At 34.3% G+C, this 22,640-nt stretch carries 20 protein-coding genes; 14 read left to right on the top strand and 6 right to left on the bottom strand.

Annotation, left to right across the window (positions count from 1 at the left end; all coding sequences use genetic code 11):
• Positions 1-190: 190 nt before the first annotated feature.
• Complete coding sequence (locus AC1M36_RS20020; protein WP_336452930.1) at positions 191-1,654, bottom strand: nicotinate phosphoribosyltransferase; 1,464 nt, start codon at positions 1,652-1,654, stop codon at positions 191-193.
• A 320-nt stretch (positions 1,655-1,974) separates the two neighbouring features.
• Here AC1M36_RS20020 and AC1M36_RS20015 point away from each other — a divergent pair, with 320 nt between their 5' ends.
• The 3 genes from AC1M36_RS20015 (at position 1,975) to AC1M36_RS20005 (ending at position 5,257) form a co-directional block, all read left to right on the top strand.
• Positions 1,975-3,252: a helix-turn-helix transcriptional regulator gene (locus AC1M36_RS20015; RefSeq protein WP_336452931.1), complete on the top strand. Its 1,278-nt coding sequence runs from the start codon at positions 1,975-1,977 to the stop codon at positions 3,250-3,252.
• Positions 3,249-3,377, top strand: a complete 129-nt coding sequence (locus tag AC1M36_RS20010; protein ID WP_336452932.1) for an NprX family peptide pheromone — start codon at positions 3,249-3,251, stop codon at positions 3,375-3,377. The genes AC1M36_RS20015 and AC1M36_RS20010 overlap by 4 nt, the downstream gene beginning before the upstream one ends.
• Positions 3,378-3,556: 179 nt before the next feature.
• Entirely contained in the window at positions 3,557-5,257 is a 1,701-nt protein-coding gene (locus tag AC1M36_RS20005; RefSeq protein ID WP_336452933.1) for a M4 family metallopeptidase, read from the top strand.
• Between the two features lie 51 nt (positions 5,258-5,308).
• Here AC1M36_RS20005 and AC1M36_RS20000 read toward each other — a convergent pair whose 3' ends face one another.
• Positions 5,309-5,857, bottom strand: coding sequence for a TVP38/TMEM64 family protein (locus AC1M36_RS20000; RefSeq protein WP_336452934.1), 549 nt, complete (start codon positions 5,855-5,857; stop codon positions 5,309-5,311).
• A 490-nt stretch (positions 5,858-6,347) separates the two neighbouring features.
• Between AC1M36_RS20000 and AC1M36_RS19995 the strand changes: the two genes are divergently transcribed.
• Entirely contained in the window at positions 6,348-6,866 is a 519-nt protein-coding gene (locus AC1M36_RS19995; protein ID WP_336452935.1) for an RNase A-like domain-containing lipoprotein, read from the top strand.
• 15 nt (positions 6,867-6,881) lie between these two features.
• Complete coding sequence (locus tag AC1M36_RS19990) at positions 6,882-7,154, top strand: hypothetical protein (protein WP_336452936.1); 273 nt, start codon at positions 6,882-6,884, stop codon at positions 7,152-7,154.
• Between the two features lie 4 nt (positions 7,155-7,158).
• Here AC1M36_RS19990 and AC1M36_RS19985 read toward each other — a convergent pair whose 3' ends face one another.
• The 3 genes from AC1M36_RS19985 to AC1M36_RS19975 all read right to left on the bottom strand — a co-directional run bounded on the left by AC1M36_RS19985 (position 7,159) and on the right by AC1M36_RS19975 (position 11,039).
• Positions 7,159-8,412 (bottom strand): VanW family protein, encoded by a 1,254-nt coding sequence (locus AC1M36_RS19985; protein ID WP_336452937.1) that lies wholly within the window; start codon positions 8,410-8,412, stop codon positions 7,159-7,161.
• Between the two features lie 246 nt (positions 8,413-8,658).
• Positions 8,659-9,672, bottom strand: coding sequence for an LCP family glycopolymer transferase (locus AC1M36_RS19980; RefSeq protein ID WP_336452938.1), 1,014 nt, complete (start codon positions 9,670-9,672; stop codon positions 8,659-8,661).
• 188 nt (positions 9,673-9,860) lie between these two features.
• The gene (locus AC1M36_RS19975) at positions 9,861-11,039 is read right to left on the bottom strand and encodes a NupC/NupG family nucleoside CNT transporter (RefSeq protein WP_336452939.1); all 1,179 of its coding nucleotides are present in this window, start codon (positions 11,037-11,039) and stop codon (positions 9,861-9,863) included.
• Between the two features lie 92 nt (positions 11,040-11,131).
• Between AC1M36_RS19975 and gloA2 the strand changes: the two genes are divergently transcribed.
• The 4 genes from gloA2 to AC1M36_RS19955 all read left to right on the top strand — a co-directional run bounded on the left by gloA2 (position 11,132) and on the right by AC1M36_RS19955 (position 15,222).
• A complete protein-coding gene (gene gloA2 / locus AC1M36_RS19970) occupies positions 11,132-11,518 on the top strand; it encodes an SMU1112c/YaeR family gloxylase I-like metalloprotein (protein WP_336452940.1) in 387 nt (128 codons plus the stop codon).
• A gap of 162 nt (positions 11,519-11,680) precedes the next feature.
• Entirely contained in the window at positions 11,681-12,997 is a 1,317-nt protein-coding gene (locus tag AC1M36_RS19965) for a hemolysin family protein (protein WP_336452941.1), read from the top strand.
• Positions 12,998-13,199: 202 nt separating this feature from the next.
• Positions 13,200-14,633: an aspartate ammonia-lyase gene (aspA, locus tag AC1M36_RS19960; RefSeq protein WP_336452942.1), complete on the top strand. Its 1,434-nt coding sequence runs from the start codon at positions 13,200-13,202 to the stop codon at positions 14,631-14,633.
• Positions 14,634-14,757: 124 nt separating this feature from the next.
• On the top strand, positions 14,758-15,222 hold the full coding sequence (locus AC1M36_RS19955) for a VOC family protein (RefSeq protein WP_336452943.1): 465 nt from the start codon (positions 14,758-14,760) through the stop codon (positions 15,220-15,222).
• A 211-nt stretch (positions 15,223-15,433) separates the two neighbouring features.
• Here AC1M36_RS19955 and AC1M36_RS19950 read toward each other — a convergent pair whose 3' ends face one another.
• On the bottom strand, positions 15,434-17,056 hold the full coding sequence (locus AC1M36_RS19950) for a lactate permease LctP family transporter (protein ID WP_336452944.1): 1,623 nt from the start codon (positions 17,054-17,056) through the stop codon (positions 15,434-15,436).
• Positions 17,057-17,908: 852 nt separating this feature from the next.
• On the opposite strand from AC1M36_RS19950, the gene AC1M36_RS19945 reads away from it, so the two are divergent.
• The 5 genes from AC1M36_RS19945 to AC1M36_RS19925 all read left to right on the top strand — a co-directional run bounded on the left by AC1M36_RS19945 (position 17,909) and on the right by AC1M36_RS19925 (position 22,595).
• Positions 17,909-18,196, top strand: coding sequence for an ArsR/SmtB family transcription factor (locus AC1M36_RS19945; protein ID WP_336452945.1), 288 nt, complete (start codon positions 17,909-17,911; stop codon positions 18,194-18,196).
• Positions 18,197-18,308: 112 nt separating this feature from the next.
• A complete protein-coding gene (locus AC1M36_RS19940) occupies positions 18,309-18,488 on the top strand; it encodes an acid-soluble spore protein H (RefSeq protein WP_336452946.1) in 180 nt (59 codons plus the stop codon).
• Positions 18,489-18,710: 222 nt separating this feature from the next.
• Positions 18,711-20,078 (top strand): APC family permease, encoded by a 1,368-nt coding sequence (locus AC1M36_RS19935; RefSeq protein WP_336452947.1) that lies wholly within the window; start codon positions 18,711-18,713, stop codon positions 20,076-20,078.
• 10 nt (positions 20,079-20,088) lie between these two features.
• Positions 20,089-21,711 carry an amidohydrolase gene (locus tag AC1M36_RS19930; RefSeq protein ID WP_336452948.1) on the top strand — a complete coding sequence of 541 codons (1,623 nt, stop codon included), beginning with the start codon at positions 20,089-20,091 and terminating at the stop codon, positions 21,709-21,711.
• 14 nt (positions 21,712-21,725) lie between these two features.
• Positions 21,726-22,595, top strand: a complete 870-nt coding sequence (locus AC1M36_RS19925; RefSeq protein ID WP_336452949.1) for a carbon-nitrogen hydrolase — start codon at positions 21,726-21,728, stop codon at positions 22,593-22,595.
• Positions 22,596-22,640: the final 45 nt, after the last annotated feature.

Raw genomic sequence — 22,640 nt, 5'->3', positions numbered from 1 at the left:
TCTTGGAGGCGTTAGAACCTTTCTCGTTTACGGGAAAGTTTTTTTACTTTGGTATAAAAATCAACACTATTCGAACTGTACTACTAATAAAACAAAAGACTCTAACATATTAGTCATATACAATATGTTAGAGTCTTTATTTTTTAAAAATATTTTTAAATTTAGATCTTGATAACAATTGTATTTCTTTTTATTTTTGAATATTATTTGAAACCTGATTCCGCACAGTTTGAATATAATTCATTTTATGATCCCAGCATTCTTGGCTTAAATCGACCGGGTATTCTTCAGGATTAAGAGTTCGTTTATATTCTTCCCAAAATACATGTAAACTATCATGTGCATACTGCTGAATATTTTGTATTTCAGGCAGTTTATATGTGCGTTTACCTTTTACGAAAATAGTATGGTGTAGTTCTTTTGCTTCAAAATTTGTGACAAATTTACTGATGTATGTATGGACAGGATGGAACATTTTTAAACGTTCCTCCTGCTCTGGTACTTCAGTTTCTAGCGCAATATAATCCCCTTCGGAGTGTCCGTTGACGCGATTAATAATGCGATATACACGTTTTAACCCAGGTGTTGTAATCTTTTCAGGATTGGAAGAAATTTTGATTGTATCGTTTAGTGTCCCATTCTCATCTTCAATCGCAACTAATTTATAAACAGCACCTAATGCAGGTTGTTCAAAGGAAGTGATGAGCTTTGTTCCAATGCCCCATACATCAATTTTTGCTCCTTGGGATTTTAAATGCATAATTGTATATTCATCTAAATCGCTAGAAGCGATAATTTTTGTATTGGTAAATCCAGCTGCGTCAAGTAGTTTTCGTGCCTCTTTTGATAAATAAGCCATATCACCGCTATCAAGACGAATACCATAAAAATCAATGTGGTCGCCGAATTCTTTAGCAACGCGAATCGCATTTGGTACACCGGATTTTAACGTATCATATGTATCAACGAGAAAAACACATTTCTTATGTGTTTCGGCGTATTTTGTAAATGCAACATATTCATCACGATAAGCTTGGACAAAAGAATGAGCATGCGTCCCAGCAACAGGAATACCAAATCGTTTTCCAGCACGGACGTTGCTAGTAGAAGAAAAACCACCAATAAAGGCTGCGCGTGTACCCCATAGGGCAGCGTCGAATTCGTGAGCACGACGAGTGCCAAATTCTAATAGTTCATCATTGTCTGCTGCATGTTTCATACGAGCAGCTTTTGTAGCGATTAATGTTTGGTAATTCACAATGTTTAACAAAGCGGTTTCAATAATTTGAGCTTCACCAAGAGGAGCGTCAACACGTAGTAATGGTTCGTTATTAAAAACAACCTCTCCTTCTTGCATACTGCGAATTGTTCCCGTAAACTTCATGTTTTGTAAATAATGCAGAAATTCCTCCTCGAACTCCAATTCTTTTAAATAAGTGATGTCACTATCAGTAAAAAGAAAATTCTCTATGTATTCTATAATTTTTTCAAGACCAGCAAAAACAGCATAACCATTTTTGAATGGAAGCTTCCGGAAATATAAATCAAAAACAGAGCGGCGATTATGAATACCGTCTTTCCAATATGTATAAGCCATGTTGATTTGATATAAATCTGTATGTAAGGCGTAACTATCGTCTTTATAATGATTCATTGCGAAAACACCTCCGTAATTTTGTTATAGTATAACAATTTTTACTAGTTTATGCCAAAGGAGGCGATCTTAATAAGAAGAGAATTTTTTTCGTTTATTATATTAAAAAGATAAATAATGATAATTAATGGTTATTGAATAGGGAAAACTCAAAGTTTAGGCAGTTCAGCAGATTTTTTTAGCATAAAAATTAATTGAAGAGAGGGAAATGAAGTTGATAAATGAAAAATTCTTTAGAAAATTTACATTTATTAATTTATATTTTTCTGATTTTTATGTATTATTAAAGTAGTGAGGGTAAATGAGAATGGAGGAGGGCAATGCAACAAACACTAGAGAAAATTGGCAAACAAGTTTTTTATAAGCGATTACAGCAAAAAATGACACAAGAAGAATTATGTCAGGGCATTTGTTCCGTCTCATATTTAAGTAAGATTGAAAATGGAAAGATAGAAGCATCGGAGGAAATTTTGCAGCTGCTCTGCGCGAGGTTAGAGATTGCTGTGTCGGATTTGAGAGATGTGGAAGAAGATGTGAAAGAGAAGTTAGATGATTGGCTAAACGCATTAGTCCATTTGGACAAAGGGCAGGTTGAACGCATATATAACGAATTACAGGATGAGATGCAACAAGTTTCAGATTTTGAAATTATAAATTATTATAATCTGCTGTATACACGTTATTTGATTATGAAAAGAGATCTTCCGGCGCTTGAAGAAGAACTAGAGAAATTAAAGAAGATGTATAAGAAGTATTCTCCGTTTCAGAAGTTGTTGTATACGTATAGTAAAGGTTTGCTGTATTCTTTGCAGTATAAATATAAACAGGCACTGGAGTACTTACTAAAAACAGAATCTATGGCAAAAGAACAAGGATATTATGAAACAGGAATATATTATAATTTAGCACTCACGTACAGTCAGATAGAAATTGATCATATGACATTGTATTTTGCTAATGTTGCGTTAGAAGGATTTCGAAATGAATATAAGTTTCGACATGTAATTAATTGTCAACTTTTAATAGCTTTTAGTTATATACGGAAAACACAGTACAGTGAGGCTATGGGGATTTTTAATCATATTTTGAGAGAGGCAGATTCTTTTGCAGATAAAGATAATATCATGTCGATTGCTTTAAATAATATTGGTTATTTATATTATCGTCAAAATAATTATGCAAAAGCAAAAGAATATTATTTGAAGAGTCTCCAGTATAAAGAAGAAGAAGATTTAAATTATATTGATGCCATGTATGAAATTTCTCTGCAGTGTGTTCAGTTAAAGGAGTTTGAAGAGGCGAGAGGCTGGATTGAAAAAGGTATTTCGGCTGCAAGAAAAGAAGATAGGTATAAAAGTATATTGTACCTGTTATTAATGCTACAATATAAATATTTTGAGAAAAAAGAAGTATATAAGCGGTTTTTGGAAATGGAAGCAGTGCCTTTCTTTAAAAACGAAAAGAATGTTAAGGATTTAAAGAAAGTATATTTAGAGCTAGCGGAATACTTCGAAGAATCATTGGAATTTAAAGAAAGTAATCGATATTATAAATTAGCGATTATGTTGTTAGAAGAAGAAGGAGGAGTTATAGGATGAAAAAAGTGATTTTAGGAACATTTGTAATGGTGGCGATTTTAGCGGTAGTATTCGATGTGCAGTATGCTTGGAAGCCAGATAATTATGGTCAAGAAGTTAATTCATCTCAATCAGTAAACCTATAATAACAATTGAGAAAGGCCCTTTCCAAAACGGAAAGGGCCTTTCTCAATAATTGTTCTCCAAAATTCTACAAAACTTGAGAAATGAACTTTTTGAATTTTTAGTATATTAATAATGGAAATCTAATGCTAATATAAAACTACTCTTTTTCAAAAAAAATTTTTATTAGGGGGAAGGTTATATGAAAAAGAAGAGTTTAGCATTTGCGTTAGCGGCAGGAATGGCAGTTACAACGTTTGGAGGGACAAGCTCTGCGTTTGCAGATTCTAAGAATGTGCTCTCTACGAAAAAGTACAACGAAGCAGTACAGTCACCTGAATTTATCTCTGGTGATTTAACTGGAGCAACTGGAAAGAAAGCGGAGTCTGTTGTGTTTGATTATTTAAATGCAGCAAAAGGGGAGTATAAGCTAGGGGAAAAGAGTGCAGAGGATTCTTTCAAAGTGAAGCAAGTGAAAAAGGATTCTGTAACGAATGCAACAGTGGTACGTATGCAACAAATGTATGAAGGCACACCAGTATGGGGGTCTACTCAACTAGCCCATGTTAGTAAAGATGGTTCATTGAAAGTACTATCTGGAACCGTTGTGCCTGATCTAGACAAAAAAGAAAAGTTAAAAAATAAAAATAAGATTGAAGGTAAAAAAGCGATTGAAATTGCACAGCAAGATCTAGGGTTAACACCAAAGTATGAGGTAGAGCCATCAGCAGATTTATATGTATATCAAAACGGTGAAGACACAACTTATGCATATGTTGTGAAATTAAACTTTTTAGAACCAAAACCAGGAAACTATTATTATTTCATTGAAGCAGATAGCGGTAACGTGTTAAATAAATACAACACAATTGATCACGTAACAGGTGAAGATAAATCACCGCTTAATAAAGAAGCTGTAAAGCAAGAGGGAAAAGCAGTTATAAAACCTGTAACAGGAACAAATAAAGTTGGAACAGGTAAAGGGGTATTAGGAGATACAAAATCTATTAATACAACGTTATCTGGATCTTCTTATTATTTGCAAGATAATACGCGTGGAGCGCAGATTTTCACATATGATGCGAAGAATCGTACTACGTTACCAGGAACGTTGTGGGCCGATACAGATAACGTTTTCAATGCAAGCCGTGATGCAGCAGCAGTAGATGCTCATTACTATGCGGGAGTAACATATGATTATTATAAAAAGACGTTCAATCGTAATTCATTTAATGACGCTGGAGCACCGTTAAAATCAACGGTTCATTACAGTAGTGGTTATAATAATGCATTCTGGAATGGCTCGCAAATGGTATATGGAGATGGAGATGGTTATACATTTACTGCCTTATCCGGTGGATTAGATGTAATTGGACATGAATTAACACATGCGGTTACAGAATATAGCTCAAATCTTATTTACCAAAATGAGTCAGGTGCATTAAATGAAGCGATTTCTGATGTTTTTGGTACTTTAGTAGAGTACTATGACAATCGCAATCCGGATTGGGAAGTAGGAGAAGACATTTACACACCTGGTACAGCAGGGGATGCACTTCGTTCTATGAGTAATCCGGCGAAATATGGCGATCCAGATCACTATTCTAAGCGTTACACAGGTTCAAGTGATAATGGTGGTGTTCATACGAACAGTGGAATTATTAATAAAGCGGCTTATTTACTAGCAAATGGTGGTACACATTATGGTGTAACAGTGAACGGTATTGGTAAAGATAAAGTAGGAGCAATCTATTATCGTGCAAATACGTTATATTTCACTGAATCTACTACATTTAGTCAAGCTCGTGCTGGTTTAGTACAAGCTGCAGCAGATTTATATGGTGCAAGTTCTGCTGAGGTTACAGCGGTGAAACAATCGTATGATGCAGTTGGTGTAAAATAAGATTTCTTCATAATATAAAAATAAAAAAAGGGAGCGAATGCTCCCTTTTTTTTATTTTTTCTTCCACTTTCTCCATATATACAATAACCCGATACAACCTGCAATTGTTATAATCCACTTTGCTTCATTTGTTCCATTCATAACATGATATGCCGAATACACTTCAATGAGTAAAGCTGGGATTTTTCCTAGTGTACTGGCAATACTGAAAGAGAGTAGGGACATTTTCCCTAAAGATGCGAATAAAGTAACAATACTTGATGGAATAAAGGGAACGAAGCGGAATGATAAAACGAGCAAAAAAGCTTCTTTTCCTTGAACATAAAGGAGTTTCTCTACCCTTGGGTAATGATTTATCTTGTTTTGTGCGAATTTCTGAAGACCTAACCGATAGAAATAAAAAGAAATAATGGCCCCTAATGCTTCGCCTGCGATCGAAATGATTGTTCCAGCTGTTAAACCGAAAAGTTGTATGTTGATTGCAGTTAGAAAAATACTTGGAATGAAACCAGCAAAGCTAATGATGATATTAAATAGAATACTAAGTGGAATTGCTAGCGTGTAATGTTCTGTAAGTACATCATGAATCAGTTCTTGCATATCATTATAGTCCTTTGTCTTTTTTAGCATTACACCATATTTAATCAATATAGGCAAGCGTAGATTTTTACTTAAAATGAATGCTTTTATCTCGCTATTTTAGGGCAGTAACACGCTAACTTTAAAGTGCAGTAAAAATGAAGGCATGTAAAAGCTTAATCCGTGGAGAAAATATGGATTAAATTTACATATAGTGATAAAAATGAACCTTTATACCCTTTATGGGTATATGGTATATAAAAATAGGGGTATATTTTAAGTGTGTAAATGTTATTAAAATAAGGTTTTTTTAAAATTTATTAAATATACCCCTTAAATAAAAGGTTTATTGCATAGATTATGGCTCTCAGCTAGAGAAAATGGTTCTGTGAATGGGAAGCAATATGAAAAAATAAGAAAAAGCATGTAGAATTTTAGAATGCTACATGCTTTTCTATCCAAAATTGACTTTTGATGAAGTTCCGATAATAATCATGAAAGAGGTGATTTGATGAAACGATTATGGAGTATTTTTTTGAGCAGCTTACTTGCGATGATTCTTGTTTTAAGTGGGTGTGCAGGACAAGAGCAGAAAAAAGAAAGTTCAAAAGGAAGTAATTCAACATCAGTAGAGAAAATAAATGATAATATTTTAGACGAAATGGAAGGGCCACCTAAAAATGGTCATACGATAGAACGTCATGTAGGAAAGACAGAAGAGGATCTAAAAAAACGATTACGCACAGATAAAGTATCCGCAGCAAGTACATACTACGATAAAGAAGTGGCAACCAAAGCTGTTAAAGATAGTTTAAAGCAACATGAGCAGGAAATTGAGAATTGGTTAAAGAATTCCAAAGAAAATCGTCTCGTATTAAATACGAAGCATTCATTTCCTGTTGGAAAAACAGTATTAAAGAAAGATATGAGTGTGAAAGATAAGCTGATAAATACGATCACTGTCTTAGCACGAGATAAGTCAGGAACATTAGGATTTAAAATCATTACTTCCTATCCATCTGATAAATAAGAAAGGGAGAGTAACATGTATCCGACATTTCAATATTTCCTAAAAGCATATTGTACGTTAAGTGTACATGAGGAAGAGATTATAGATGTAATGACGGAGTTTTTAGAGCAAGAGGATCAAGAAACGATTGCGAAATTACAACATGAGTTATTACATATACAAAAGGAAAATTCTTGGGAAGACGGTTGTTTATTGGCAACTAAACAAGGAAATCGTATATGGTCATTAGAAGAGACCAGAGAACATATACAGACATTTATACATGTATTGCAAAACAAAAAGGCGTGAATAATCACGCCTTTTTGTATACACTTTTTGAAATTTGGCCATTTGATATAACTTGACCGTTTTGTGTTACCTTTTTATAAGTGACAGCAGTAATTTTATTTTCCGTATTACTAATTACTTTTGATGAAACTTCTACATTCTTGCCAGTAGGTGTGCCGAAAATACGTGTAGTTATGCTACTGCCATTAGAAAATGCTTGAATATAAATATGCTTTCCGGTATTATTTTTAAATTTTAAATCTGGACCATAATCTGCTACAGCAGCATCTTGACCAAGTGGTAAATAGTTAACAGGCATAGAATGGTTACTACGAGCAACAACTCCTAAGTCAGCACGTAATGCTGCTCCATATAGAGTACTACTCACTTGGCAAACGCCGCCCCCAGCACTTTGGATCACTTTACCTTGTGAAAATACAGCAGCAGATTTATAACCATGGGCTGCATCGGTAATACCGACGCGTCCATTAAAGCTAAATGTTTCATCGGGTGCCACGATTGCACCACTTAAAGTGTTTGCAGACTTGTTTACATTAAAGGATTGGTTGCCATTTCGACCAGCCATAGGAGTAGAATATTCAGCAATAACTTCTGTAATCCCCATATTTTGTATATCTTCTGTAGAGCGTTCTGGTTTTATGGAGGCAATTGGCAGCTCAATATCTTGTGTACCAGCAGTAATTGCTTTTGCTGTTAATTGTTTTAATTTTTCTTTATCGACTTTTTCACCATTGTGACTTTGACTAATATTTACTGTTGTCCCTGAAACACTTAATTCAGCATTTACAGGTTCTTTTAAGGTTTCATTATATTTTTCTTTTATAAAGATTTCATAAGCTGTTGGATTTAGCGTTGGTGTTAATTTATATTCACGTTTCAGCTCACCATTTTCAGCTTGTTTTCGCATTTTATAGCGATCCATAATGTTCCCTTTTTGTTCTTTAAAGATTTTTTCTACAATGTCTTTTTCCTTATATTCAATACCTAAATCTTTCCACGTATAAGTTTGTGTCTTACCTTGGAATGCATAGTTAAGGGACTTTTTATTGGATTCATCAATTTTTTGTTGAATAATTTTTTGGACATCTTTTTTACTTTTACCATCAAGAGAAGTGCCTTCAAATGTAGTATGTGGTAATACATTTGTATCGAGCTGTTTATTTAATTTAGAGACGTATTGATAACCACCAATCCCACCTGCACATAGTAATATTCCACCAGTGACAGCAGAACCAATAAGTAATTTACGTAGCTTCATTTACTTCCCCCCAAAAAGTTAATGTATAAGGTCATATGTATTCGTTTTTTATGTATGAATGATAAAAATAGTATTATGTATGTACTAGTATACTATTATTTTCCTTATCGGTGTAATGTTTTTATAAAAAACGTTACAATTCTGTAACATTTGTCTCTTTTTGTCATTATTTGCGTAAGAAAATGGAAGTATTTTGTTGAAAATTATAATAAAAAGACTGCTGGAAAAATCCTAGCAGCCTTTTTATTATAATTTTTTGTGCTCTGTTTTATTCGTGACACCGAGATGTTGTTGTACTGTTGTAGTTATATCTTGTACGCTTTTTTTATCCGGAATGTAGTAGTAAGTACCACCTATATATTTATCTTCACCTTTTACTTGCAGTTTATCCATTTTTAAGTTTGAGCCCATAGTGTTCTTTGTAATTGTCATCATGTCATCAAAAGTTAAGTTTGTTTTTAAATCACGATCAACAGCATCTAATAGGCTACCAATTTTATTAATGGAGTTGATAGATAACGCTTTTTGAGCAATTGCTTCTAAAATAAGCTGTTGGCGCTGACCGCGCATATAATCGCTATCGATATGACGAGTTCTTGCTAAAGCAAGTGCTTCTTCACCATTTAAATGTTGACGTCCTTTTTTAAGGTGAATTGCACCTGGTTCGTCCTTACTATTTTGCTCTGTAAATTCAACAGGAACATCTACATCGATGCCACCCAGAGAATCGACAATTTTTATAAAGGATTTAAAGTTAAATTTAACATAATAGTCAACAGGAACATTTAAAAAGTTCTCAACTGTATCAATTGTACTATCTACGCCTCCAAATACGTGAGCGTGTGTGATTTTATCTTGTTTATCACGGGATTTAATATACACACGTGAGTCACGTGGTATGCTAACAAGCTTTACTGATTTATCATTTTTATTGATTGTGGCAAGTAATAATGCATCTGTGCGTGTTGCTTTACCATAAGATTTTTCGCGAAGATCACTTTCATCAACCCCCATAATCAGGACAGAAACATTATCGGTCATCGGCTTAACAGCTTTTTCTCGTTTATCGGATTTATCGCCTCTATCTAGTTTAGAATAGGCATTATTTATAATTGATTTTGCTTTACTGTATATGTGGAAAGAATAGCTTCCACCGCCAATTGTTACAATGAGTAACGGAATGAGAACAAACCATAGTAGGCGTCTTTTTTTAAATCGCCTCTTTGAGGTTCTATTATTGTTTTCTAAGTCTGAGTTCATTGTTTAGTTCTCCTTTAAATCATTCAATTTGTATATTTCTTATAATGTGTAAATGAGACACATAAAGGACATTGTACGCTAGATATCGTTGTACATGTATAAAAAATAGATGTCTCGATTATTTATGAGACATCTATTCGTATTGTATACAAAAAGGATGAATAAGGAAAGGATTAAATTTTACCTCCTTATAGCATAATGCTTACAATAATTGCAGATAAAATGCTGACGAGTGTTGCACCGTACAACAGTTTTAAACCGAAACGAGCAACAACATTACCTTGTTCTTCATTTAATCCTTTAACAGCACCGGAAATAATTCCGATAGAAGAGAAGTTGGCAAAGGATACAAGAAAAACGGAAATAATGCCTACCGTACGAGGAGAGAGGCTATTTGCAAGCTTGCTGAGATCCATCATGGCTACAAATTCATTCGTTACAAGCTTTGTAGCCATAATGCTTCCTGCAGTGACAATTTCGTTACCGGGCACACCAATAAGAAAAGCGATAGGAGAGAAAACATAACCAAGTAACTGTTGAAATGTAATTCCAAAAATAAGATGGAATAAATCATTAATACAGCTAATTAAGGCAACAAATCCAATCAACATGGCACCAACCACAATAGCAACGCGAAATCCATCTAGAATATATTCTCCAAGCATCTCAAAAAAGGTTTGTTTTTCGCCTTTAATTTCTAAAATATCCTCTTCTTCTTTAACCTTATATGGATTAATAATGAGTACGATAATAAAACCACTAAATAAATTTAAAACGAGAGCGGTTACTACATATTTGGGCTCAATCATTGTCATATAAGCCCCGACGATTGACATGGATACAGTTGACATAGCGGAAGCGCAAAGTGTATATAGGCGATGTTTGGGAATTTGGGCAAGCTGTTTTTTTACGGTAATAAATACTTCTGATTGACCTACAATAGCAGAGGCGACAGCGTTATAAGATTCTAGCTTGCCAAGTCCGTTTATTTTGCTGAGAAAAAAACCAATCCAGCGAATAAAGAATGGGAGTATTTTGAAGTGCTGTAAGATACCAATTAAGACAGAAATAAAGACAATTGGTAACAGTACATTGATGAAAAACGGCATTTCTCCTTTATTTGCAATCCCACCAAATACAAAGTTTATCCCAGATGCAGCGTAGTCCAATAATTTCGTAAATAAATTAGAAATCATGGTTACGAGTATGAGACCAATTTCTGTATTTAGTAGTAAATAGGTTAAAATTAACTGTATAATAAGCATAATGAAAATCGGTTTGAATTTAATATGCTTTTTATTATTACTTGCGATGTAGGCAAGAAAGAAAACAACAACAAGACCGAGAAAAAAAGTAACAAATCGCATAATTAGCCTCCTAAAAGAGATATTCTGTTACATAGGTTTTTCATTTCGAGGGAGAATATGCATGTTTGGTAAAGAGAGGAATGAAGTAGAGCGTGAATATATCTGGAATGCATCATGTTGCAATCATTTGTTCTGACTACAAAACATCTAAAAACTTCTATACTGAAATTTTAGGATTTAATGTGTTAAATGAAGTTTACAGGAAAGAAAGGGATTCTTATAAATTAGATTTATGTGTAGGAGGGCAGTATCAAATTGAGTTATTTTCATTTCCAAATCCCCCAAAGCGCCAAAGTTTTCCAGAAGCAGCTGGTCTGAGACATTTAGCATTTGCAGTTACAGATATACAAGAGGCAGTTAGACATTTAAATCAATGCGGAGTAGATACGGAACCAATACGTGTTGATGAAATAACAGGGAGACGATTTGTATTTTTCCAAGATCCGGATGGTTTACCGTTAGAATTATATGAGGATTGAAAATTGGGGAATTTTATATAGGTTTGCTTTTGGACAAATGAAGAAAATAAGAACAAAGTGAAGCTTCCATTCGTTTTCCATTCAATCAGCTACTTTGATGGAGAGAAAACTTCTTTTAAAAAGGAGGTGTAACTTTAGCTAAGAAAAAGCTAAAGGTGTTCTTTGGAAATTGCGAAATTAATCATGGTTGTTATTCTCATTGCATTAACTGGTTTTTTTGTGGCAATCGAATTTGCGATTATAAAAGTTCGTAGTAGTCGTATTGATCAACTTGTAGGAGAAAAGAAACGAGGGGCACTAGCAGCTAAGAAAGTGATTTCGAATTTGGACGAATATTTATCAGCGTGTCAGCTCGGAATTACAATTACAGCTTTAGGACTAGGATGGTTAGGTGAACCGACAATAAAGCATTTGTTAGAGCCGTTATTTTTAAAAATTGAAATTTCACCTACAATTGCGAGTACAGTTTCCTTTATTATTGCATTTGCTGTTATTACATTTTTGCATGTTGTGATTGGAGAGTTAGCACCAAAAACATTTGCTATTCAAAAAGCAGAACAAGTAAGCTTATTACTATCCAGGCCGCTCATTTATTTTTACCGGATTATGTATCCATTTATTTGGACTCTAAATGGTTCTGCTCGCCTGGTGACAGGTATATTTGGATTGTCCCCAGCTTCTGAGCATGAAGTTGCACATTCAGAAGAGGAATTAAGACTTATTTTATCAGAGAGTTATGAAAGCGGAGAAATCAATCAGGCTGAGTTTAAATATGTAAATAATATTTTTGAATTCGATAACCGGATAGCAAAAGAAATTATGGTTCCGCGTACTGAAATTGTCGGTTTATATGAAGATGAACCGTTTGAGACACATATCAAAGTGATTGGGCAAGAAAAGTATACAAGGTATCCTGTATTTGGAGAAGATAAAGATGAGATTATTGGGATGGTTAATGTAAAAGACTTATTTATTCGTTATATGGATGGTGGTCGAAATGAAGAATGCTCCATTGTTCCTTATACAAGACCTGTTATTGAAGTATTGGAAAACATCCCAATTCATGATTTATTATTGCAAATGCAAAAAAGACGCATTCCACTTGCAGTTTTATATGATGAATATGGAGGAACGGCAGGAATTGTAACGCTTGAAGATATTTTGGAGGAAATTGTTGGTGAAATTCGTGATGAATATGATGAAGATGAATACCCTCCTATTGAACATATAAGTGAAACATATAAAATCCTTGATGGAAAAGTACTCATTAGTGAAGTGAATGACTTGCTCGGTTTACATTTAATTGCTGATGATGTAGACACAATTGGTGGTTGGATTATGATGCAAAAACAAATCATTACTGAGGGAGATATTATTGAGACAAATGGTTGGATGTTCAAAGTTCTCGAAAAAGATATGCATCAAATTAAACGGGTGGAAATAAAGAAAGTTGAAGAAGAAGATCCAGCAATTGCCTAACCTTTATAAATCAGTGGGAAGGGGGAATTCCCACCGGTTCAAATTTAAATAGGTGATTTGGTAAAAAAGTAATAATGTTTGCGCTTTCAAGAAAGGTGACTATAGTGAAGAAGGATATGAAAATATATATCTCACAAAATTATATTTTCATAGAAAATGTTTTTAGGTCATCGATTAGAATGAAAAGTATAGGTGATAAAAAATGATAGCAACGAAAGACGTACGTATAGAAAAAGATTTTTTAGGTGAAAAAGAAGTGCCACATGCAGCTTATTATGGTGTTCAAACATTACGTGCTGTAGAGAATTTTCCTATTACAGGATATCGTATTCATGGGTCATTAATTCAAGCAATGGCAATGGTTAAAAAAGCTGCGGCACTTGCAAATATGGAGACAGGTTATTTGCAAGAGAATATTGGGAAAGAAATTGTAGAAGCAGCTCAGGAAATTATTGATGGAAAGTTTTATGAGCAGTTTATTGTAGATCCCATTCAAGGCGGGGCAGGAACTTCCATTAATATGAATACAAATGAAGTTATTGCAAACCGTGCATTAGAACGATTAGGTTATGAAAAGGGAAATTATGCAATAATTAGTCCAAATACACATGTGAACATGGCACAATCAACAAATGATGCTTTTCCGACAGGAATTCATATTGCGACGCTTATAATGTTAGAAGAGCTTCTTATTACAATGGATGCACTTCATCATGCGTTTGCTGATAAGGCAAAAGAATTTGATCATGTAATTAAAATGGGACGTACACATTTGCAAGATGCAGTTCCCATTCGACTTGGTCAAGAGTTTGAAGCCTATAGTCGTGTGCTTGAACGTGATATAAAGCGAATAAAACAATCTCGTCAACATTTATACGAAGTAAATATGGGAGCGACAGCTGTTGGAACAGGTTTAAATGCAAATCCAACTTATATTAAGCAGGTTGTAAAACATTTATGCAGCATTAGTGGGTTTCCGCTTGTTGGCGCCGAACATTTAGTGGATGCAACGCAAAATACAGATGCGTATACCGAAGTATCAGCAGCTTTAAAAGTATGCATGATGAATATGTCTAAAATTGCAAATGACTTGCGTATTATGGCATCTGGTCCACGTGTTGGATTAGCTGAAATTCAATTACCAGCTCGTCAACCTGGATCATCTATTATGCCGGGAAAAGTAAATCCAGTTATGGCAGAAGTTATTAACCAAGTTGCCTTCCAAGTGATCGGAAATGATCATACAATATGTTTAGCATCAGAAGCAGGACAATTAGAACTAAATGTAATGGAGCCAGTGTTAGTATTTAATTTAATTCAATCCATTAGTATAATGAATAATGCATTCCGCGTATACCGTGAGTACTGTATTAAAGGGATTACTGCAAATGAAGAGTTGTTAAAACAATATGTTGAGAAAAGTGTTGGTATTATTACGGCAGTGAACCCTCATATTGGATATGAAGCAGCTTCTAGTATTGCACGTGAGGCAATTAAAACAGGCAAATCAGTCCGTGAACTTTGCTTAGAGCATGGTGTATTAACAGCTGAAGAGTTGGATATTATTTTGGATCCATATGAAATGACACATCCTGAGATCGCAGGAGCGTCGCTATTAAAAAATAAAAAATCCTGATACTTTGTGTATCGGGATTTTTTCATACAAAGGTATGATGTATTCTCATCCTTATTGATGGTGGTTGAAATCGGAAAACTTTTTATAATGAAGGAAAGACTTCACTATAAAAGGAGGAATAAAAATGATTCAATCTATTTATGAAACGCATGTGCAGGTCAAGCAGTTAGAAAAATCAATTGAATTTTATAAAGGATTAGGAATTGTTCTTGCGTATAAAATAGAAGAAAGAAGATGCGCGTTTTTCTATGTGGGAGAAAAGAAACAGATGTTAGGGATATGGGAAGTTGCAGAGGGAGAAAAGATAAAAACAAATCATTTTGCCTTTGGAGTAACGTTAGAAGATTTAAAAAGGGCAAATGAGTGGTTACAAGAAAGAGGGATAAGACTAAGAAAAAGTTTTGAAAAAGAACCAATTGAACCAATTGTACATGATTGGATGCCGTCGGCGGCTGTTTATTTTTATGATTTAGATGGAAATAGTTTAGAGTTTAACGCAAGGTTAGATGAAGAATCAATTGGAATTAGTGAAGTACTGTATCTTAGTGAATGGTTAGAGAGAAAAATAAAAAAAGCTGATGAAATATAGAGATCTTGGTATGGGGGGTAATGATAAATAGTAAATGAAATTTTATCAGCATAAATTCAAATATATCGGCCATTTCTCATTATATATCGGCGATTCGACAAAGGATATCGACGTTCCAACAAAGAATGACATAAAAAATAGAGTGTGGAGAAGACTTTCACCACACTTTTAAAATAAAAAGGCTGATGAACGAGTCATCAGCCTTTTTATTTTAAAAGATATTAAATATAGCGTTAAGTTGAAGTAAGCTAATGATAGCTAAGAAGATTAAGCTATATTTCATTGCTGTTTTAAATAAAGCAGATTCTTTACCAACTAGTCCAACTGCTGCACATGCAACCGCTACGGATTGTGGTGAAACCATTTTTGCCATTGTACCGCCGACTACGTTTAATGCAACGAGTGTAGATGGTACGATATCTAATTGTGCTGCAGTTACTGCTTGAAGTGGTGCAAATAATGAACCACTTGATACTACAGAACCAGTTAAGAATACGCCGATCCAACCTAAGATTGGAGATAAGATTGGGAAGGCATTGCCTGTAGATGATAAAGCTAGTCCAAGAGTAGAAGACATACCAGAGTAGTTTGTTACATATGCTAATGCAATTACACTACAAATTGTATAAATTGGAGCTTTTAGCTCTTTTAATGTTTCAATAGTTAGTTCCTTAACCAATTGTCCTTTTGCACGATATACAAGTAAGGATACGATAATTGCTAGTACAATTGCAGTAGTTGTAGATGAAAATACATCTAGTTTGAAGATTGCTGCAAATGGTGTATCTGCATTTACAATTGGTGTTGTTTTAATAACGTGATTGTGTAAACCAGGAACCTGGATGTTCCATACTAAGCTCCCTAATGCGCCATCTGGAGCGAATAAACCTTTAATTGCTTTTAAATTGAAAATTGTTACGAATGCTGTTAAGAAAGCAAATGGTGACCAAGCATATAAAATTTGTTTCATTGTGTAATTATGTTTTTCAGCTTGCCCAGCGTTAGTTTCATCCGAAGATTTTGGTTGCCATATGCGTAAGAATAAAGCTAATGCAACCATGCTGACAACAGCTGCGAAAATATCAGTTAGTTCGGCACCAAGGAAATATGTTACAACAAATTGTGTGATAGCAAAAGAACCACCACTTACAAGGATACCTTGCCAAGTTTCTTTAATTCCTTTGAAACCGTCTACCATTACCACAAGTAAGAATGGTAATACAAAGCTGATGAAAGGTAATAATGTTACAGTTTGACGACCAACAATTAATGCATCCATTTGTGTTAATTGAGCAGGTACTGTAACTGGAATACCCATTGCTCCCATTGCGCCACCAGCAATATTTGCAACTAAACAAATACCCGCTGCTTTTAATGGATTAAAGCCCATACCTACAAGTAATGCTGCTGTAATTGCAACTGGTACACCAAAACCAGCTGCACCTTCTAAGAAAGCACCGAAAGAATAAGCGATTAATAAGACTTGAAGACGACGGTCATTTGTAATACTGGAGATGCTGTCACGAATAACGTTAAATTGTTCAGTTTTTACTGTTAATTTGTAAAGGAAAATTGCTGCAATAACGATTGTACAAATTGGATAAAAACCAGCAGCTACTCCAAATGCAGCCGATGATACTGCCATAGTTGCAGGCATTTTGTAAACAAATATAGAAAGAATGATTGCTAGAATTACGCTATAAAGTCCTGATAAATATCCTTTGATTTTAAATACTGTTAAACAAAGAACAAAGAATAAGATTGGAAGAGCAGCGACAAGTGCTGATAACCAAATGTTGTTTAATGGATCATAAATTTGTGTCCAAGTACTCATAATAATGACAACTCCTATCTATAATATGTGAATATATTCACATTATTTGTGAAATAATTCACAATCAATTTACATTGCTAAGTATATTCCTGTTCAACACTATTGTCAACGTAAAAAAGTATAATTATTCCATAATAGTGTCAACTGTAAAAATTCCGCTACATTTTGTTCATAAACTGGACAAAAAGAGGAACCGTGTATGTGAAAGTACACGATTCCTATATAAAACCAAACTCTTTCTATTTAGGTGGGAGAGAGGCTCCGGCCATGTATAGAAGCGGTCAGAATTTCTTCCTGTCATTACCAAGTTAGAGCGAGAACAATGCAAGTCATTTTTTTCGTAGCAGTGACTTATGTGTCGAAAGATCCAAGGGGATTTTTATTTTCCTTTATCTTTTATATAGGAAGTTTTGGATAATTATATAACCAAGTGCAATATTAATGAAACTTATGAAAAACTATCTATTTTACCAAAATTTAACTATATCCATCGTAACAAGGCGATTTTTATAGGTCAAATAACTTAAAAAGATTACATTCGCATATCATTTCAGAGTAATATTTTACAATATCATTACAGGGAGTAGTGTAAGTGAAAAAATATAACAAAAAGGTTGATAAATCAGCATTTAGAAGCAAAGTATACCTATCTGTATGTTTTGCTTTTTCACTAAACCGTGTAGTATAATATTCAAAATCAGCAGGGGTTTTGTCCTTAATTGTGTGTTGATAAAAGGAGGAAATAATTTTTTTATTTTAGGTTGATAAAGTTGTGTCGTAACAGGAAATATAAAAACAAATATATAAAGATAAATAAAGAGAAAATAAAAATGAAAAAATGAGGGGAACTTTATGAATCAAAATCAATTTGATTGTTGTATTTCAGAAGAGGATGTACAAATGCTACGAGCGTTAGCTCACCCGCTCCGCCTTCGCTTAGTAATGGAGCTGATGGGTCGTGGAACTTGTAACGTAACACAATTGCAGGAAGTATTAGAAATTCCGCAATCGACTGTTTCGCAGCATTTAACGAAATTAAAGCAAAATAAGGTTGTTCGTTTTGAAAGACGTGGCTTAGAAGTATATTATCAAGTGCATAATGAGAAAGTAAGTGAAGTTGTAAAGACATTATTTTCATAAAATTTGAATATTATGGGAAAATCTGTGTAGAAATACACGGATTTTTTTGTGGAATAGAGTTTTGAAAATATGGAAAGCTAGGAGGTGTAATATATAGAAGGAGGAATAAATAATGGATGTAAAGCGTGTGAAACAAATTTTGTCGTCTTCAAGCAGAATTGATGTTACGTATCAAGGTGTACCAGTGTGGATTGAAAGTTGTGATGAGGGAAGTGGAATTGCAAATGTACATGATATAAAAACACCACATGAAACAGTGCAAGTGGACGTTACAGCGTTAGAAGAGCAATAAAAAGCGAAAGTTAGCTTTCAGTAGCTAACTTTCGCTTTTTATTTATAAAAGTGATAAGAAGTATGCAATAGCTCATAATTTATGCATATTGGTATATTTTTTGAAATACCCGTCTTCATGTTTTTTCATCGCAAAACATGAAAAAACAAGATTTTTTCTATGTAATGACAAATTGGAACATAATTTGCATAGAGTAAGTAGCAATAAGAAGGGGGTTGAAAAGTGAAGAATGAAATGAAACTAAAACGTTCGTTGAATTTTTTTCAGTTAGTATTACTAGGTCTAGCCTACATGGCGCCATTAACTGTATTTACTACCTTTGGAGTTGTAGAATCTTTATCTAAAGGTGTAATACCAACCGCGTATATACTTGCCCTATTTGCAATGTTGTTTACGGCTTATAGTTACGGACAAATGACAAAGGCTTATCCGATTTCTGGATCTGCTTATACGTATACGCAAAAATCTTTGAGCCCAGGGTTAGGTTTTATGGTTGGTTGGATAATTTTAATGGATTATTTGTTTATTCCTATGATTAATTTCCTCATAATAGCACTCTACCTGTCTGAATATTTCCCTTCTATTCCTTCTAGCATATGGATTGTTGCAATGATTGTCATTGTTACTGTAATCAATATTATAGGGACAAAATTAACGATCACAATGAATATGATTTTTTTAGGATTCCAATATTTTGTATTGTTTCTGTTTTGCATATTATGTGTAAACTCTCTCCTCAATGGGAATGGAGAAGGAACTATATTTTCGTTAAAACCATTCATAAATTCTGAATCATCAATTTTAGCTGCATTTTCTGGCGCTGCAGTTCTTTGTTTATCTTTCTTAGGCTTTGATGCATTAACAACTTTCGCAGAAGAAACGATTAATCCCAAAAAGACGATTCCAAAAGCAATATTTTTTGTAATTGCTTGTTCGGGTATCTGCTATATTCTTGTTTCTTACCTTGCACACTTAATACATCCGGATTATGCATCTTTTAAAAATCTAGATACAGCAGCTGCTGAAATTGCGAGAATGATAGGCGGGAATTTATTTAATGCCATATTTCTTGCAGGAATGATAGTAACTTCTTTTACTTCAGCTTTGACTTCTCATGCTAGTGTTTCACGTATCTTATATGCAATGGGAAGGGATTCGGTATTGCCGAAGACATTCTTTGCCTATATACATCCACGCTTTCACACACCTATCAAGAATATTATTTTAGTGAGTATTTTTGCTCTAGCTGCGCTATTTACCGACCTTGTTACCATTACTTCTTTCATTAATTTTGGTGCACTAATTGCATTTACATTTGTAAATATCTCAGTTATTGCTCATTACTTTGTTAAAGGGCGTCAGAGATCTTTAAAATGTACAATTTTATATTTTGTGATTCCGTTTATTGGTGCGAGTATAACACTCAAGTTATGGAGCGATTTGGATAAGATGTCTATGATACTAGGAGGAATATGGGCCTTTGTTGGGATTGTTTATTTACTCTATATAACGAAATTATTTCGAGTTCAACCACCACAAATGAATTTTGATGAATCACAGAAAGAAGATGGACAAGAATTATCGATTTAGGAGGAACATGATGACGAAAAAAGCAGATGTTATTTTAAGTAGTGATGCTGTGTTTACAGGAACGAAAGAAATTTCTATTCCGGCTTCTATTGTGGTTAAAGATAATAAAATTATTGCTCTTGTTCAAAAAGATAACATTCAAGATTATGTTGATACGCACACAAGGATTTATGATTTTGGAAATCAACTTATTATGCCTGGGTTTCATGACTTTCATATTCATCTTATGCTAGGGAGCTTAGTAAATGAGGGAGTACAGCTTATTCATGCACGTTCAGCTAAGGAAGTTGCAAGGCTTGTAAAGAAACATGCTGATGAAAATAAAAATGCACCTTGTGTGATTGGAAGTAGTTGGGAACAGAATTTGTGGGAGTCGGAGGAAGAACCCCACCGGAATATATTAGATGAATGTATTGCAGACCGACCAGTATTTTTATATCATGCTGAATTTCATTGTGCATGGCTAAATAGTAAGGCTTTAGAAATGGCGGGGATTCATAGAGGAACAAAAAATCCGCCGTATGGAGAAATTGTGAAAGATCAAAATGGCGAGCCAACAGGGATTTTAAAGGAAAATGCAGTAGGGTTAGCAACAAATATATTACAGTTTACTCCCAAACGAAATAGAGCGTTGCTTCAGAGCTTTTTAATAGAAACTGCAAAATACGGTGTAACGTCTGTACATGATTTATTAAGAATACCTGAAATGGGTGTGGAAGAAGCAGAGCTATACGATGAATTTGAGAAGGAGGGGAAGTTAACAACAAGAATTCATTTTGTGGCTCCTCTGAATGGTGATTTAAAATTAGCAAAACATTTAAATGAAACATATAACTCTAATATGGTTCAATTTTGTGGGTTTAAACAATTTATAGATGGTGTTACAACAAGTTATACAGCATATTTATTAGAACCATATTGTACTCAAGAGACAAGCGGCTATACAACTTATCCTCCAGAAATAATAAAAAAGTGGACAGTCGATGCGGATAAAGAAGGATTTCGTGTAAGGTTTCATGCGATTGGAGATGGAGCTGTACGTTTAGCGTTAGATGCTTTTGAAGAGGCGCAAATGCGGAATGGTAAAAGAGATGCAAGACATGCAATTGAGCATGTTGAAATGATTCATCCAAGCGATATTGAGAGATTCCAAAAACTAGGGGCGCTTGCTTCTATTCAGCCAGAACATATTAATCTTACAAGTAGAGAAGTATATAAGAATTTAATTGGATTAGAAAGAATGCAGCACAATTATTTGATGAAAACATTAATGGATGCAGGTGCAATGCTTGTATTTGGAAGTGATTATCCGGTAGTTACATTAAATCCGTTACCGGAAATCTATAGGGCAGTAACAAGGTTAGATGATGAAGGAATAGAGTGGAATTCGCAGGAGAAAATTTCTTTGGCTGAAGCTTTATGGGCCTATACATACGCTCCCGCATATGCTTCATTTCGTGAGGATGAACTTGGAACAATAGAAGAAGGAAAGTTAGCAGATATTGTTGTATTGGATCGGAATTTATTTGATGTGCCTGTGACAGAAATTAAAGAGGCTTCAGTTATTTTCACAATGGTAGATGGAAAGGTTGTCTACCAGGCTGAAAAACAAGTTGTCCAAAATGAATACTAGGAGGAGAAAGGATAATGAGTACGATTACAATTGGTCTAGTTCAATTAGCATGTGGGGAGAATATCGAGATAAATATAGAAAAAACGATTGAGAAGATAAGAGAAGCAGCAGATAAAGGTGCCCAAATCGTTTGTTTACAAGAGCTTTATCATGCCGAGTACTTTGCTCAAAATGTCTCGGTTCATAATTATGAATTAGCTATTTCTTTTGAGCATGATGCATTACAAGTGATGCAGAAATTAGCGGAAGAATTACATGTCGTTTTAATTGTTCCTTTTTATGAAAGGGTAGCACAGGGAATTTATTTTAATAGTGCAGCAGTGTTTGATGCGGATGGTAAATATTTAGGGACAACACGTAAAAATCATATTCCAGATGGACCTAATTATCATGAAAAATATTATTTTACACCAGGAAATACGGGTTATCCCATATATAGTACAAAGTACGGGAAGATAGGAATCGGGATATGCTGGGATGAATGGTTCCCTGAAGTAGCACGAATTTTGACATTAAAAGGTGCAGAAATATTGTTTTATCCGTCAGCAATCGGTTCTGAGCCGGATCATCCAGAGTTGTCTACAAAACCAGTTTGGACAAAAGCTATTTCAGCTCATAGTATTCATAATGGTGTATTTGTTGCTGCTGTAAATCGAGTAGGGAAAGAGAAGGATATGAGTTTTTATGGAGGGAGTTTTATCAGTAATCCAATGGGAGAAATTATTTGTTCCTTAGAGGAAGAGGAAGGGGTGTTAATTCAAAAAATTGATACGAAAGAAATTAAAGCGGCACGTAATCTATTGCAGTTCTTAAGAGACCGTCGTACTGATACGTATTCACCATTGTTAGAAAAAGAAGCTTTAGGATCAGTGAAAATACAATAGGGAAAATGTTAAATAGAAAGGACCCTCATATTTGAGGGTCCTTTC

The sequence above is a fragment of the Bacillus sp. Medicinal_06 genome, assembly GCF_056711665.1.
Note: the sequence above shows the minus strand (reverse complement) of the source record. Positions and strands in the feature narration are given on the sequence as shown.

Bases quoted from the DNA above. Each gene is read 5' to 3' on its own strand.
- AC1M36_RS19950 (WP_336452944.1), bottom strand. From the start codon at position 17,056: ATGAGTACTTGGACACAAATTTATGATCCATTAAACAACATTTGGTTA.
- AC1M36_RS20020 (WP_336452930.1), bottom strand. From the start codon at position 1,654: ATGAATCATTATAAAGACGATAGTTACGCCTTACATACAGATTTATAT.
- AC1M36_RS20000 (WP_336452934.1), bottom strand. From the start codon at position 5,857: ATGCAAGAACTGATTCATGATGTACTTACAGAACATTACACGCTAGCA.
- AC1M36_RS19995 (WP_336452935.1), top strand. From the start codon at position 6,348: ATGAAACGATTATGGAGTATTTTTTTGAGCAGCTTACTTGCGATGATT.
- AC1M36_RS20015 (WP_336452931.1), top strand. From the start codon at position 1,975: ATGCAACAAACACTAGAGAAAATTGGCAAACAAGTTTTTTATAAGCGA.
- AC1M36_RS19975 (WP_336452939.1), bottom strand. From the start codon at position 11,039: ATGCGATTTGTTACTTTTTTTCTCGGTCTTGTTGTTGTTTTCTTTCTT.
- AC1M36_RS19925 (WP_336452949.1), top strand. From the start codon at position 21,726: ATGAGTACGATTACAATTGGTCTAGTTCAATTAGCATGTGGGGAGAAT.
- AC1M36_RS19990 (WP_336452936.1), top strand. From the start codon at position 6,882: ATGTATCCGACATTTCAATATTTCCTAAAAGCATATTGTACGTTAAGT.
- AC1M36_RS19945 (WP_336452945.1), top strand. From the start codon at position 17,909: ATGAATCAAAATCAATTTGATTGTTGTATTTCAGAAGAGGATGTACAA.
- AC1M36_RS19940 (WP_336452946.1), top strand. From the start codon at position 18,309: ATGGATGTAAAGCGTGTGAAACAAATTTTGTCGTCTTCAAGCAGAATT.
- AC1M36_RS19980 (WP_336452938.1), bottom strand. From the start codon at position 9,672: ATGAACTCAGACTTAGAAAACAATAATAGAACCTCAAAGAGGCGATTT.
- AC1M36_RS20010 (WP_336452932.1), top strand. From the start codon at position 3,249: ATGAAAAAAGTGATTTTAGGAACATTTGTAATGGTGGCGATTTTAGCG.
- aspA (WP_336452942.1), top strand. From the start codon at position 13,200: ATGATAGCAACGAAAGACGTACGTATAGAAAAAGATTTTTTAGGTGAA.
- AC1M36_RS19985 (WP_336452937.1), bottom strand. From the start codon at position 8,412: ATGAAGCTACGTAAATTACTTATTGGTTCTGCTGTCACTGGTGGAATA.
- AC1M36_RS19930 (WP_336452948.1), top strand. From the start codon at position 20,089: ATGACGAAAAAAGCAGATGTTATTTTAAGTAGTGATGCTGTGTTTACA.
- AC1M36_RS20005 (WP_336452933.1), top strand. From the start codon at position 3,557: ATGAAAAAGAAGAGTTTAGCATTTGCGTTAGCGGCAGGAATGGCAGTT.
- AC1M36_RS19955 (WP_336452943.1), top strand. From the start codon at position 14,758: ATGATTCAATCTATTTATGAAACGCATGTGCAGGTCAAGCAGTTAGAA.